13 protein-coding genes and 1 pseudogene are annotated in these 14,001 nt (G+C 62.2%); 6 read left to right on the top strand and 8 right to left on the bottom strand.

What is annotated here, in order from left to right; translation table 11 throughout:
• Positions 1 to 75 precede the first annotated feature (75 nt).
• Positions 76 to 1,935 (top strand): annotated as a pseudogene (locus HWE01_RS21375) (Tn3 family transposase); the annotation flags it as partial.
• 146 nt (positions 1,936 to 2,081) lie between these two features.
• Here HWE01_RS21375 and HWE01_RS21370 read toward each other — a convergent pair.
• The 5 genes from HWE01_RS21370 to HWE01_RS21350 form a co-directional block, all read right to left on the bottom strand.
• On the bottom strand, positions 2,082 to 2,858 hold the full coding sequence (locus HWE01_RS21370) for a peptidylprolyl isomerase (protein WP_008328562.1): 777 nt from the start codon (positions 2,856 to 2,858) through the stop codon (positions 2,082 to 2,084).
• A gap of 91 nt (positions 2,859 to 2,949) precedes the next feature.
• On the bottom strand, positions 2,950 to 3,234 hold the full coding sequence (locus tag HWE01_RS21365) for a BolA family protein (RefSeq protein ID WP_008328564.1): 285 nt from the start codon (positions 3,232 to 3,234) through the stop codon (positions 2,950 to 2,952).
• Positions 3,231 to 3,851 (bottom strand): septation protein A, encoded by a 621-nt coding sequence (locus tag HWE01_RS21360; RefSeq protein ID WP_008328574.1) that lies wholly within the window; start codon positions 3,849 to 3,851, stop codon positions 3,231 to 3,233. The genes HWE01_RS21365 and HWE01_RS21360 overlap by 4 nt, the downstream gene beginning before the upstream one ends.
• Positions 3,852 to 3,896: 45 nt before the next feature.
• The gene (msrB, locus tag HWE01_RS21355) at positions 3,897 to 4,292 is read right to left on the bottom strand and encodes a peptide-methionine (R)-S-oxide reductase MsrB (RefSeq protein ID WP_008328575.1); all 396 of its coding nucleotides are present in this window, start codon (positions 4,290 to 4,292) and stop codon (positions 3,897 to 3,899) included.
• A gap of 86 nt (positions 4,293 to 4,378) precedes the next feature.
• Positions 4,379 to 5,854, bottom strand: a complete 1,476-nt coding sequence (locus tag HWE01_RS21350) for a protein adenylyltransferase SelO (protein WP_241822818.1) — start codon at positions 5,852 to 5,854, stop codon at positions 4,379 to 4,381.
• 162 nt (positions 5,855 to 6,016) lie between these two features.
• Here HWE01_RS21350 and HWE01_RS21345 point away from each other — a divergent pair, with 162 nt between their 5' ends.
• The 5 genes from HWE01_RS21345 (at position 6,017) to HWE01_RS21325 (ending at position 10,024) form a co-directional block, all read left to right on the top strand.
• Entirely contained in the window at positions 6,017 to 6,952 is a 936-nt protein-coding gene (locus HWE01_RS21345; protein ID WP_008328577.1) for a branched-chain amino acid ABC transporter permease, read from the top strand.
• A gap of 3 nt (positions 6,953 to 6,955) precedes the next feature.
• Positions 6,956 to 8,176, top strand: a complete 1,221-nt coding sequence (locus HWE01_RS21340; RefSeq protein WP_241822817.1) for a branched-chain amino acid ABC transporter permease — start codon at positions 6,956 to 6,958, stop codon at positions 8,174 to 8,176.
• Complete coding sequence (locus HWE01_RS21335) at positions 8,176 to 8,934, top strand: ABC transporter ATP-binding protein (protein ID WP_008328579.1); 759 nt, start codon at positions 8,176 to 8,178, stop codon at positions 8,932 to 8,934. The genes HWE01_RS21340 and HWE01_RS21335 overlap by 1 nt, the downstream gene beginning before the upstream one ends.
• Complete coding sequence (locus HWE01_RS21330) at positions 8,927 to 9,643, top strand: ABC transporter ATP-binding protein (protein WP_008328581.1); 717 nt, start codon at positions 8,927 to 8,929, stop codon at positions 9,641 to 9,643. Before HWE01_RS21335 ends, HWE01_RS21330 begins: the two co-directional genes overlap by 8 nt.
• Before the next feature lie 99 nt (positions 9,644 to 9,742).
• The gene (locus HWE01_RS21325; protein WP_008328583.1) at positions 9,743 to 10,024 is read left to right on the top strand and encodes a hypothetical protein; all 282 of its coding nucleotides are present in this window, start codon (positions 9,743 to 9,745) and stop codon (positions 10,022 to 10,024) included.
• A gap of 67 nt (positions 10,025 to 10,091) precedes the next feature.
• Here HWE01_RS21325 and HWE01_RS21320 read toward each other — a convergent pair whose 3' ends face one another.
• The 3 genes from HWE01_RS21320 to HWE01_RS21310 form a co-directional block, all read right to left on the bottom strand.
• Positions 10,092 to 11,399: an MFS transporter gene (locus HWE01_RS21320; RefSeq protein WP_008328587.1), complete on the bottom strand. Its 1,308-nt coding sequence runs from the start codon at positions 11,397 to 11,399 to the stop codon at positions 10,092 to 10,094.
• A 147-nt stretch (positions 11,400 to 11,546) separates the two neighbouring features.
• Positions 11,547 to 12,305: an SDR family oxidoreductase gene (locus HWE01_RS21315; RefSeq protein WP_008328589.1), complete on the bottom strand. Its 759-nt coding sequence runs from the start codon at positions 12,303 to 12,305 to the stop codon at positions 11,547 to 11,549.
• Positions 12,306 to 12,350: 45 nt separating this feature from the next.
• The gene (locus HWE01_RS21310) at positions 12,351 to 13,784 is read right to left on the bottom strand and encodes an aldehyde dehydrogenase family protein (RefSeq protein WP_241822816.1); all 1,434 of its coding nucleotides are present in this window, start codon (positions 13,782 to 13,784) and stop codon (positions 12,351 to 12,353) included.
• Between the last annotated feature and the right edge of the window lie 217 nt (positions 13,785 to 14,001).

Here is a 14,001-nt window from a genome sequence, read left to right as displayed (position 1 = left end):
TCTTCTCTTCGCGCCATACGAAGAAGTTAACACGCACGACAAAAAGTTAACAGACCCTATTTATGAAATGAGTTCTATTTTCCTTTCATGCTAAGTGGCTACACCCCTAAGCGGAGCCTCTTTTTCAAATGTGTTGAAGCACTAAGCTTGCGGTCCAGCTCTCAGGATGACAGTTTGCTTGATGCGATCAACTTCCTGCAGAAATATCGTACTAGCCATCGAGAGCAGCTGCATTGTCGAGAGTCGGGCATTACCGAGCTAGACCTTGAATGGCTACCTGAAAAGTGGCGTGTATTGGTGTTTGGCAAACGAATGGAAGACTCGGAACCGCATTTCCATCGAAAATATTTCGAACTGGCAGTCTTCAGTGCTGTCATGGATGAGCTCAAGTCCGGTGACCTGTATGTCGAACACAGCGGCGAATACGACGATTACCGTAGTCACTTGGTCAGCTGGGATCACTATGATCGTGAGGTGCACACGTACGGTGAGATGATGGGTCTTCCCGTTGATCCTGATCTGTTCGTAGCTGACCTAAAGGAGCAGTTGCGCACCTTGGCCAAGCAGGTTGATCAAAGATTTCCGGAGAACGGCTACGTTGATATGGATCAGTCAGGAGTAGTAATCCGCCGCCCTGAGCGCCCGAAACCTCCAGATGGCATAGAAGCAGTCGATAGCGCCATCACGGCTGAAATGAGTGAGGCGAGCATCTTGGATATCCTCACAGAGACCGAAAAATGGCTGGATCTTCACAAGTTTTTTGGCCCGCTGTCTGGGTTCGAGGCCAAGGTGGATGATCCGCGTAAGCGATTTATCACAACCTTGTTTTGCTATGGCTGTAATCTCGGGCCCGTTCAAACGGCCCGCTCGGTAAAAGGACTCAGCCGCAAACAAGTGGCCTGGCTGAATCTGAAGCATGTGACTGAACAACGCCTGGACAAGGCCATCGTCAAAGTAATAAATGCCTATAACCGGTTTTCGTTGCCGCGCTACTGGGGCAGCGGCAAAAGCGCGTCTGCTGACGGGACCAAATGGAACGTCTTCGAACAAAATCTTCTGTCCGAATACCACATTCGGTATGGCGGCTATGGTGGCATTGGTTATTACCATGTCTCCGACAAGTACATCGCGCTCTTCAGCCATTTCATTCCCTGCGGCGTCTATGAAGCGGTGTACATTCTGGATGGACTGATCTACAACCAATCAGATATCCAGCCCGATACGTTACACGGGGATACTCAAGCGCAAAGTACGCCGGTCTTCGCACTCGCGCACCTCTTGGGCATCAACCTGATGCCACGTATTCGTAACATCAAGGATTTGGTCTTCTTTCGCGCGGATCGCTCTGATCAATACGAGCATATTGGCGGTCTTTTCCGAAATACCATCGATTGGGAGCTCATTGCTCGCCACATGAAAGACATGCTGCGCGTCGTGATTTCGATTAAGGCAGGCAAGATCGCGCCGTCGACCATTCTTCGCCGCTTGGGCACGGCAAGCCGTAAAAATCGTTTGTACTACGCGTTTCGTGAGCTTGGGAGGGCAGTGCGGACCATGTTCCTGCTCAAATATATTAATGACGCTGAACTACGCAAGACGATCAATGCGGCTACGAACAAGAGCGAGGAATTCAACGATTTCGTCAAATGGTTGTTCTTCGGCGGCGACGGCATCATCGCTGAAAACATCAGGCATGAGCAACGAAAGGTTATCAAGTACAACCAGCTAGTCGCCAACATGGTTATTTTGCACAACGTCCACACCATGTCGAAGATCCTGAAGCGCCTCCAATCAAAGGGCTACCAGCTCACAGAGGAAATTCTGCGGGGAATGGCGCCGTATCGAAGGGCGCATATTAACCGCTTTGGCGAGTATCCATTGGATCTAGAAAGACAGCCAGAACCGCTCAACTACAAAATCAATTTTTCTTTTTAAATCAAGTAGTTAAGATCATTCCTGCAAAAATTTCCAGAATCCCGGCCGACCCTCTGCCCGGTCAGGAAACCTGGCCGGGCATGCGGGAGAGCGGGCCAAGAGGAGTGCCGTGCGGGCCTTCCTCTTCGACGATCCGGGCGCGAGGCTTACTGCACCTTGGCCTTGGCGCGCAGTTGTTCCTGGTAGGCCTGCAGCTTCTTCTGTTGCAGGGCTTCAGCGATCTGCGGCTTGACTTCTTCCAGGGTCGGGACCTTGGCCGGACGCACGTCTTCCAGCTGGATCACGTGCCAGCCGAACTGGGTCTGCACCGGCGTCTGGGTGATTTCACCCTTCTTCAGGGCGACCATGGCGTCGGAGAAAGGCTTGACGAAGGAAGCCGGGGTAGCCCAGTCCAGATCGCCGCCGTTGGCTGCCGAACCGGTGTCCTTGGATTGCTTGGCCAGGTCTTCGAACTTGGTACCGGCCTTGAGCTTGGCGATGATGGCTTCGGCGTCTTCCTTCTTGTCCACCAGGATGTGGCGGGCGTGGTATTCCTTGTCACCGGCCTGGGCCTTGAACTTGTCGTATTCAGCCTTGATGTCGGCGTCCGAGACCGGGTTCTTCTTCAGGTAGTCGGCGATCAGGGCGCGGATCACGATGGACTGGCGGGCCAGTTCCAGTTGGTTCTTGACGTCGGTGCTGTTGGACAGGCCCTGCTTGTCGGCTTCCTGCATCAGGATTTCACGGTTGATCAGCTCTTCCTTGATGGCACCGCGCAGCTGCGGGCTGTCGGGCTGGCCTTGCGCAGTCATCTGCTTGACCATCAGATCGGCGCGGGAAGAGGGGATCGCCTTGCCGTTCACGACGGCGAGGTTTTGTGCGAAGGCCGGGATGGAAGCGATAGCGAACAGCAGCACCAGCAGACGAGCGGGTTTGAATGTCATTGTTGAATCCTAGAAAATAAAGGAAAGAATCAAAACGGAGAAGAAAAACAGGAGGGGCTGGATAAGCAGGTGTCGGTCTTTGTTCTTGGTCTCAGTTCGTTGCCTCTGACGGGGAGAGCGCCACTATGGCCAGCGCATGAATCTCCTGCTGCATCAGGTCGGACAGGCAATCATACACCAGCCGATGACGGTTCAAACGATTTTTGCCTTCGAACAGATTGGAAACCAGGCGGATCCTGTAATGTCCTCCGCCAGAGGCGGCACCGGCATGTCCTGCATGCAGCGCCGACTCATCCTCCACCAGACAGACCGAGGGCGAGAAAGTTGCAGTCAGGCGCTCGGTCATGCGCGCCACACGGGTATCGGCGGCGCTCATTGCTCATCCTTCATGTACTTGGAGAGGAACAGGCTCTGGCCGATGATGAAGGCAAACATCAGGCCCATGCTGCCGAACATCTTGAAGTTGACCCAGGTATCGAGCGAGTAATTGAAGGCGATATACAGGTTCAGCACGCCCATGACCGCAAAGAAGACCATCCAGGCCAGGTTCAGGCGCGGCCAGATGGGTTCGGGCAGGGTGACCTGCTTTTCCATCATGACGCGGATCAGGTTCTTCTTCATGAACAGCTGCGACACCAGCAAGGCCAGGCCGAAGGCCCAGTAGAGGATGGTCGGCTTCCACTTGATGAAGGTGTCGTCACGGAAATAGATGGTGGCCCCGCCAAAGACCACGATGATGGCCAGGGACACCCACAACATGCCATCGACCTTGCGCCGGCGCAACAGCAGCCAGCCGATCTGGCCCAGCGAGGCGACGATGGCCACCGCCGTCGACAGCAGGATGGGCGCCTGGGTGGCGGTGACGGCGCCGGCCGACATGGCCCCGCCGAGGTATTGCATCACCAGATCCTGGGCAGCCGAGGGATGGCCTTCGGCCCATTTGAAGACGCCGAAAAACAGGATGACGGGGAACAGGTCGAACAGGAACTTCATCGCTTGGGCTTCTTCAGTATGTCAAAAAATCGTTGGAGGGCCGGCTTACGCCGGGTCGAAGCGCAGCGAAGCCGAATTGATGCAGTAGCGCAGTCCGGTCGGCGGCGGGCCGTCGGGGAAGACATGGCCCAGATGGGCGTCGCAGACGTTGCAGATGATCTCGGTGCGAATCATGCCATAACTGCGGTCCACTTTCTCGCGTACGTTGGCCGGATCGATGGGTTCGAAGTAGCTGGGCCAGCCGCAGCCGGAGTCGAACTTGGCATCCGAGGTGAAGAGCGGGGTGTCGCAACAGACGCAGGTATAGATGCCGGCTTCATGGTGATCCCAGTAGCGGCCGGTGAAGGCGCGCTCGGTGGCGGCTTCGCGGGTGACCTGATATTCCATCGGGTCCAGTTGGTCGCGCCATTGCGCTTCGGTCTTTTCTACACGTTTGTTCATGCTTGACTCCTTGGGGATGACGGACGGCGGGCAACGGCGGCCCGCTCAGGAAGAAAGTTTCAGAAGTGCCAAAAGTCAGGCCGGTCTCAGGAAGAGCAACTCACCTCCAGATGGCTGGCCCAGTCCGGCGGCAGGTCGGCATAGCGGTCGAATTCGGGTTGCTCGTCGAAGGGATGGCGCAGGATCTGCTGCAGGCGCGCCACTTCGCTGAAGTCTTTCTGTTGCGCCTTGTCGATGGCGACCTGGGCGAGGTAATTGCGTAGCACGTATTTGGGGTTGACCGCCTGCATTGCAAGTCGGCGGGCCTCGTCGTCGCTATCCTCGGCGCGCAGGCGCTGGCGGTATTGCGCGGCCCAGGCATCAAAGGCGGGGCGGTCGAGGATGAGATCGCGCAGCGGCTCGTCCTGCTCGGGATTGCCGATGCGCAAGTCGCCCAGGCGACGGAAGAACAGGGTGAAATCGACGTGGTTGGCTTGCAGGATGGCAAACAGGGCCTGGATCAGTTGATCGTCATCGGGCTGACGTGTGTTCAGGCCCAGCTTGGCATGCAGCAGCGCGTCGTGGCGGGCCTGGAAGATCGCCTCGTACTCGGCCAGCGCCGCCTCGGTCTGCTCCACCGAGCCGATCAGCGGCAGCATGGCCTGGCCCAGCGCGAAGCAGTTCCACTGGCCGATGCGCGGCTGCATCTGGTAGCTGTAGCGGCCCTGGCTGTCGGTATGGTTGCAGATGTGGCGTGCGTCGAAGGCTTCCATGAAGCCGAAGGGGCCGTAATCCAGCGTCAGGCCGAGGATGGACATGTTGTCCGTATTCATCACGCCGTGCATGAAGCCCACCGCCTGCCATTGCGCCATCAGGGTGGCGGTGCGGCGGGTGACTTCCCTGAGCAGGGCCTGATACGGGTTCGCTTCGGTCAGCAGCTGCGGATAGAACTGTTCCAGCACGGTATCGGCCAGGATCTTCAAGTCATCGAAGCGCTGGTTGTAGTACCAGTGTTCGAAGGAGCCGAAGCGGATGAAGCTGGGCGCCATGCGGGTGACGACGGCGGCGGTTTCCGGCGTTTCGCGCAGCACGCGCTGGTCCGAGCCGATCACGGTCAGGGCACGGGTGGTCGGGATGCCGAGCGCGGCCATGGCCTCCGAGCAGAGGAACTCACGGATCGAGGAGCGCAGCACGGCGCGGCCATCACCCATGCGCGAATAGGGCGTCTGGCCGGCCCCCTTGAGTTGCAGCTCGATGCGGCCCTGGCCGTCGGCCGCCGGCAGGTCGCCCAGGGTGATGGCACGGCCATCTCCCAACTGGCCCGCCCAGACACCGAACTGATGCCCGGAATAGACCGCCGACAGCGGCAAGGAACCCGGTGCGATCCGGTTGCCGGCAAAGACGTCGAGGAAGCTGTCATCCTCGTGAGCCGGTCGCGACAGTCCCACAGTGGCCGCTGCGGCCTCGCTGAAGCCGACCAGGTAGGGCGCGGGCAAGGGGGTGGGCTGCAGCCGGGTATGGAAAGCCGGCGGCAGTGCGGCGAAACGGTTCTCGAAGACGGGAAGCGGATAGGGTTGCGTCATGGTCAGCCTGTGGCGCGCGGCCCGAACCGGGCCGCAATCCGCTATTTTGACAGAGAAGCGCGAATCCCATAGGATCGCTCCACTTTTGCGTGCGGCCGGGCTTGGCCGGGCGCGGCAAGCTTTTCTTCCTCTTTGACACGACATCCCGGCAAGGCTGGTACTTTGGAATTCGCGCTGATCACCTTCCTCAACGGCCTGGGCTACGGCTTTTTGCTGTTCCTGCTGTCCTCGGGCCTGACCCTCATCTACAGCATGATGGGCGTGCCCAACTTCGCCCACGCCAGTTTCTACATGCTGGGCGCCTACGTGGCCTATGCGCTGGCCGGGGTCCTGGGATTCTGGTGGGCGCTGCTGCTGGCGCCGCTGCTCGTGGGCGTGGCCGGGGCGCTGGTGGAGCATTACGGCCTGCGCATCGTGCATCGCTACGGGCATGTGCCGGAATTGTTGTTCACCTTCGGCCTGTCCTATCTGGTGGTGGAACTGGTGCAGCTGGTGTGGGGACGCTCACCCGTGCCTTATCGCATTCCGCCCGAGCTGGACGGCACGCTCTTTACGCTCTATTCGACTGCCTTTCCGGTCTATCGCGGCTTCATGCTGCTGGTGGCGGCGCTCATGCTGCTGGCCTTGTGGCTGTTGCTGCGCCATACCCGCATCGGACTGGTGATCCAGGCCGCGCTGACCCATCCGCAGATGGTCGAGGCGCTGGGCCACAACGTGCCGCGCGTGTTCATGCTGGTCTTTGGCGGTGGCTGCGCACTGGCCGCGCTGGCCGGCGTCATCGGCGGCAATGCTTTCGTCACCGAACCGGGCATGGCTGCCTCGGTGGGCAGCATCATCTTCGTGGTGGTGGTGGTCGGCGGCCTGGGCTCGCTGGCCGGAGCATTCATCACTTCGCTGCTGATCGGCATGATGCAGACCTTTGCGGTGGCGCTGGATATCTCCCTGGCCAGCCTGGGCGTGCAGGTGCCGGCGGGCAGTGCCCTGGCACCGCTGGTGCGGCTGACGCTGGCACAGGTGGCGCCGGTGCTGCCCTATCTGCTGCTGGTGGCCATGCTGATCGTGCGGCCCAAGGGTCTCATGGGCCGGCGGGAGGGCTGAACGATGCGATCAAGCCTGCTTGCCTGGCTTTTGTTTGCCCTGGTGCTGCTGGCCGCCCCCCTGGTGTTCCCGCAGAGCGCGGCCTTGTCGCTGCTGTCGCAGATGGGCACGATGGTGCTGCTCTGTCTGTCCTGCAACATGCTCCTCGGTGAGGGCGGCATGCTCTCCTTTGGTCATGCGGTGTATTCCGGGCTCGGCGCCTTCGGCGCCATTGACCTCATGAATCGCATGGACGCTGGCGCGCTGGCCTTCCCGGTGACGCTGGTGCCGCTCGCAGGCGGCCTGACCGGGGCGCTCTGTGCGGTGGTTCTGGGTTATCTCACCACGCGTCGCGCCGGTACCACCTTCGCCATGATCACGCTGGGGCTGGTGGAGCTGGTCTCGGCCAGCGTACTGATGTTGCCGGAGGTCTTTGGCGGCGAGGGCGGGATTTCGGGAAACCGTGTCATCGGCCAGCCCGTGCTGGGCATCAGCTACGGACCCCAAATCCAGGTGTATTACCTGATCGCCGGCTGGCTGCTGGTCTGCACCATTGCCATCTACGCACTGCGTCATACGCCCCTGGGCCGCATCCTCAACGCCGTGCGCGACAATCCCGAGCGCGCCGCCTTCCTCGGCTACGATCCGCAGCGGGTGCGCTATCTGGCGTTGATCCTGTCGGCCTTCTTTGCGGGTGTATCGGGCGGGCTCTCGGCCATCAACTTTGAAATCGTCAGTGCCGAATACGTGGGCGCGCTGCGTTCGGGCACCATCCTGCTGTTCACCTTCATTGGCGGCACCGCCTATTTCTACGGCCCCATCCTGGGGGGCGTGGTGGGGGTGCTGTTTTCTTCCTGGCTGTCGACCTTCACGCAGGCCTGGCAGTTCTACCTCGGCGCTTTCTTCATCCTGATCGTGATGACGGCGCCGGGCGGACTGGCCAGCCTGATCGACCGCAGCTGGCGCCTGCTGCGCGGCGGTAGCCTGGATGCCCGGCAGGCGTGGCGCCTGGGCTTGTGGCTGGCTGCAGCACTGTGCACGCTGGCCGGCGTGATCCTGGCTACCGAGATGACTTACCAGGCCAGCCTGGGCAGCCTGGCCGACACAGGCGAGGGCGCTGCACCGCTGCTGCTCTGGGGCTGCGCCATCGACGTGCATGCGGCCCGACCCTGGATCATCGCCATGGCACTGATCGGCGTGGGCAGCGCGGGCTTGCTGGCCTGGCATCGCAAGGGGAGGACATGATGACGACATCTTCCCCGCTGGTGCTGCAGGGCATCCATAAAGCCTTTGGCCGCAGCGAGATTCTGCGCGGTGTCGACCTGCAATTGCAGCCCGGCGAGCGCTGCGCCCTGATCGGTCCCAATGGCGCGGGCAAGTCCAGTCTCTTTCATGTCATCTCGGGCCGCTATCGGGCCGATAGCGGCCGTGTGCTGCTGCACGGGCGCGACGTCACGCGCGAGCCGCCCCAGCGCATCCACCGCCTGGGGCTGGCACGCAGCTTCCAGATCACCAGTCTGTTCCCGCGCCTGAGCGCCTTTGAGAACGTGCGCTGTGCGCTGCTGTGGACGCTGGGTTACCGCTATGCCTTCTGGCGCCGCATCGGCCAGTTGCGCGATGCCAGCGCGCGCGCGCTGGCGGTGCTGGAACAGGTTGGTCTGGCAGCGCGCGCCGAGGTGGCGGCGGGCGAATTGAGCTACGCCGAACAGCGCGCGCTGGAACTGGCCGTGACCATGGCTGCGGATGCCTCCGTCATCCTGCTCGACGAACCCACCGCCGGCATGAGCCGCGCCGAGAGCGCGGCCATGGTGGCGCTGATCCGCGAAGTCACCGTCGGCAAGACCCTGCTGATGGTGGAGCACGACATGCAGGTCGTCTTCGGCCTGGCCGACCGCATCGCCGTCATGGACAACGGTCGCGTGATCGCCTGTGACAGTGCCGAGCGCATCCGCGCCAATGCCGACGTCCAGGCGCTGTACCTGGACCGGAGGCGCCATGGATAAGCGCCATCCCCTGCTCGCAGTGACAGGTTTGCAGGCCTGGTATGGCCAGAGCCATGTATTGCAGGCCATTTCGCTGGAGGTGCAGGCGGGCGAGATCGTCAGCATCCTGGGCCGCAACGGCGCGGGCCGCTCCACCTTGCTCAAGGCCTTGATGGGCCAGGTGCGCAGCAGCGGCGAGATCCTTTTCGAAGGACGTCCGCTGGCCGGACTGCCCACCCATGCCATCGCACGACGCGGCATCGCTTATGTACCGGAAAGTCGTGATGTCTTTCCCACCCTTACCGTGCAGCAGAACCTGCTACTGGGGCGCAAGGGCGGTCGGCCACCGGCCGATGGCTGGCGCGAGCAAGAGGTGCTGGCGCTGTTCCCGGCCCTGGCGCGGCGCCACAAGGTGGCCGCCGGCGCGCTCTCGGGTGGCGAGCAGCAGATGCTGGCGCTGGGCCGGGCGCTCATGGGCAATCCCTTGCTGCTGCTGATCGACGAACCCACCGAAGGGCTGGCGCCGCAGATGGTCGAGCAGGTGGCGCATTGCCTGGAACGGCTGCGCCAGCGCCAGGTGGCGGTGCTGCTGATCGAGCAGAAGCAGGCGCTGGCGCTGGAGATGTCGCAGCGGCTCTATGTGATGGGGCGCGGCGAGATGGTCTTCCATGGCACCCCGGCGCAACTGGCGGCGGACCAGGCGCTGCAGCAGGAATGGCTGGCGCTCTGAGACCAGCGTCGGCAAAACCAGGCAATTCTCGTGCAGTCGCGATGGTCGGGCCGGCGCGGGGCGGACACAATCTGCGCTTGACCTCTTCGGGAGACCGTCATGCTGCTCTGGCCCCTGTTGATTTGCCTCGCCATCCTGGCCGTCTACGCGGCTGACCGCGCCTGGTTGCGTCATGTGCAGCGCCAGGACCTGCCCCTGTACGATCCGCAGGGCTATCTGGAAATGACCGCCCGCATGACCGAACTCTGCCACGGCGACCGTACCCGGGTCGACCAGTTGATCGCGCGCCAGCGGCAGCGCTTTGCGCAGGCCGCGCATGCCGAGCTGGTGCGGCTGGCCATGCGGCAACTGCTGGAGCCGCAAGCGGCGCGGCAATCCTGATCTCGATGGAAGAAAAAAACGGCGGCGCGCTTGCAGCGGGCCGCCGTTGTCGCTGATGCCTTGATGCTTACTTGTTGACCAGTTTGGCCGGCAGCGTGAGCGTCAGCAGGCCGCCGACGACCAGCGAGGCCGCCAGCACATACATGCCGGCATTGGTGCTCTGGGTGGTGTCCTTGAGCCAGCCCACCAGGAAGGGGCTGACGAAGCCGGCCAGGTTGCCCAGCGAGTTGATCAGCGCGATCCCGGCCGCGGCGGCCGTACCCGACAGGAAGGCCGTCGGCAGGCTCCAGAACAGCGGCAGGGTGGTCAGGATGCCGACGCTGGCCAGGGTCAGCGAGGCCATGGCCAGCGCGGTGTTGTGGCCGTACAGGGTCGACAGCAGCAGGCCGATGCAGCCCGCGAAGGCCGGAATGGCCACGTGCCAGCGACGTTCGCGGCGGGCGTCGGCGCTGCGGGCGATGAGCACCATGGCGGCGGCCGAGAAGGCGTAAGGGATGGCCGTGAGCAAGCCCACGTTGAGAGGATCGCTCACGCCGGTAGCCTTGATGATGGTGGGCAGCCAGAAGCTCACGCCATACAGGCCCATGACGAAGCAGAAGTAGATCAGCGCGCCCAGCCAGACCCGGCCATTGGCGAACATGGCACCCAGAGACAGGTGCTCCTTCTGGCTTTCTTCGTGGCTGATGTTGGTTTCCAGCAGGCGTTTTTCCTCCTCGGTGAGCCATTCGGCATCACGGATGCGATCCTTCATGTAGAGGATGATCAGCACGCCCAGGATCAGCGAAGGAATGGCTTCCAGGATAAACATCCACTGCCAGCCGGTATGACCCCACACGCCCGGCATGGCGTGCATGATCCAGCCCGAGAGCGGGCCACCGATCACGCCCGAGAGTGCGATGCCGGTCATGAACAGTGCGGTGATCTTGCCGCGCCGGGCAGCCGGATACCAGTAGGTCAGATAGAGAATCACGCCAGGGAAGAAGCCGGCCTCGGCCACCCCCAGCAGGAAACGCATGATGTAGAACATCTCCGGCGTGGTGACATAGGCCATGGCGCCGGAGATGATGCCCCAGGTGATCATGATGCGGGCGATCCACAGGCGTGCTCCCACCTTGTGCAGGATCATGTTGCTGGGCACTTCGAAGATGAAGTAGCCCAGGAAGAAAATGCCCGCGCCCAGGCCGTAGACGGTATCGCTGAACTTGAGGTCCTGCAGCATCTGCAGTTTGGCAAAGCCAACGTTGACCCGGTCCAGGTAGGACGCCACATAGCACAGGAACAGCAGCGGCAGCAGCCGCCAGGTGACCTTGCTGTAGGTCGCGTCTTCAAAGGATGTGCCCACGCCGTCGGCGGCGGCACCTGCTTGGTAGCTCATGTCTCACTCCAGAGGTTGTTTGACGTATCGTTGTTGTACGTTGCCGGCTCTTGGTGGCCGGTACACGGTGCCCGCATTGTAGTGGCGGTGAGGGCATTGTCAAATCATTATCCTCACCGCTGGCATGAAGTTTTTTACACTGCCGACTTACACGCAGCGTCCTCCGTCGACTTCGATGCAGACGCCAGTGACGAATTGCGCTTCATCCGAGCCCAGGTAGAGGCAGGCATTGGCGATGTCCTCGGGGGTGGAGAAGCGGCCCATGGGAATGGTGGCGACGAACTTCTTGCGGTTTTCCGGGGTATCGGGCACGCCCATGAATTCGGCGAGCAGGCCGGTGGCCGAGATGACCGGGTTGACGCAGTTCACGCGGATCTTGTCGGGACCCAGTTCGGCGGCCATCGACTTGCTGGTGGTAATGACCGCGCCCTTGCTGCCGTTGTACCAGGTCAGTCCCGGACGCGGACGAATGCCGGCGGTGGAGGCGATATTGACGAAGGCGCCGCCGCCGACCTGGCGGAAATACGGCACGAAGGTCTTGGCCGAGAGGAAGATGCTTTTCACGTTGACGGCATAGACGCGGTCGAATTCGTCTTCTTCCACTTCCAGCATGGGGCGGTTGCGGTGGGTGGTGCCGGCATTGTTGACCACGATGTCGAGCTTGCCGAAGTGTTCCAGGGCACTGGCCAGCAACTGATCCATGTCGGCGCGTTTGGAGACGTCGGCCCTGGCAAAGACGGCGCGGCCACCGGCGGCCTTGATTTCTTCCACTACCCGCAGGCCACCGGCCTCACCGATATCGGCCACCACCACGGCGGCGCCTTCACGGGCGTAGACCTTGGCGATGCCTTCTCCGAAACCCGAACCGCCACCGGTGACGATGGCTACCTTGTCTTGCAAACGCATGATGTGTCTCCTTGAAAATTGCGTGTTGGATGAAGGGAAGGGGGATCAGCCGTGGCGGATGGCAATGGTCTTGAGGACCGTGAAGCCATAGAGTGCCTCGAAGCCCTTCTCGCGTCCGTGCCCGCTGGCCTTCACGCCGCCGAAGGGCAGTTCCACGCCGCCGCCGGCGCCATAGTTGTTGATGAAGACCTGGCCGCTGCGAATGGCGCGCGCCAGCCGCAGTTGGCGGCCACCGTCACGCGTCCAGACGCTGGCCACCAGGCCGTAGTCGGTGCCGTTGGCCAGGGCAATGGCCTCGGCTTCATCCTCGAAGGGCATGGCCGCCAGCACCGGACCGAAGACTTCTTCCTGCGCCAGGCGATGGCGCGGCGGGACATCGCGCAGCAGGGCCGGGGCCTGGTAGAAGCCGCCGGCCGGGGCAGCGGCGGCGATCTCGCCTTGGGCCACCAGCGCAATGCCGTCGCGCCGCGCATCCGAGAGGAAACCGGCCACGCGCTCCTGCTGGGTCTTGCGGATCAGCGGGCCACAGTCCAGGTCCATCTGCGAAGAGCCGACCTTGAGCGCAGAGAACAGTCCCGACAGACGCTCCAGCACCTGCTCATAAGCCCCGCGCTGCACCAGCAGGCGGCTGCCCGCCGAGCAGGTCTGACCGGCGTTCTGCACGATGGCATTGACCACCACCGGCAGCAGGGCCTCCATATCGGCATCCTCGAATACCACCTGCGGCGACTTGCCGCCCAGTTCCAGCGTCACGGGCGTGTGATGCTCGGCGGCCCCGCGCACGACCAGCTTGCCGACGTTGGGCGAGCCGGTGAAGGACACGTGATCCACATCCGGATGCTTGACCAGCAAGTCGCCGGCCTCGTGGCCATAACCGGTGACGATGTTCAACGTGCCCGCCGGGAAGCCGACCTCGGCGGCCAGTTCGGCCACCCGCAGAATGGACAGGCAGGCATCCTCGGCCGGCTTGACCACGCAGGTGTTGCCGGCGGCCAGTGCCCCGCCCACGCAGCGCCCGAAGATCTGCATCGGGTAGTTCCAGGGCACGATGTGAGCGGTCACGCCATGCGGCTCGCGCAAGGTCAGGACCGTATATCCGGCCTGGTAGGGAATGGTGTGGCCATGCAGCTTGTCGGCGGCACCGGCGTAGAACTCGAAGTAGCGCACGATGGCTGCGGCATCGGCGCGCGCCTGCTTCATGGGCTTGCCGCAGTCGCGGCCTTCGAGCTGGGCCAGTTCTTCCTGGTGATCTTGCAGCTTGTAGGCCAGCTTCATCAGCAGGCGGCTGCGTTCGGCGGCCGAGAGTCGCCCCCAGGGGCCTTCATAGGCAAGGCGGGCGGCTTGCACGGCCTGGTCGATATCGGCCGCATTGCCGCGGGCGATGGTCTCGAAGGTCTGGCCGTCGGAGGGATCGATGACAGGGATGCTCTCGCCGGAGGCGGGAGCGACCCAGCGATTGTCGATGAAGTGCTGCTGCATGGCGGTGGGGTCCTTGGGGTGCGGTTCACTGAAAGGGCAGGGCAACGCAGGCGGCAGGGCGGCATGCAAGGCGCGCGCAGAGAGCACCGGACCAGTGGTCCGGGCATGGCCTGGCAGGGGCGTGTCTCCTGATGTCTTGTGTTGAACTGCTGTTTTGGTGGTGATCGAATCTAAGCCGGTACGCGAAAGATGTCAAATGAATTTACTGCTTTGCTGA

This window comes from Herbaspirillum sp. C7C8, from assembly GCF_022627875.1.
Lineage (GTDB): Bacteria > Pseudomonadota > Gammaproteobacteria > Burkholderiales > Burkholderiaceae_D > Herbaspirillum.
The sequence above is the reverse complement of the archived record's forward strand: the minus strand, read 5'-3'. Positions and strand labels throughout refer to the sequence as shown.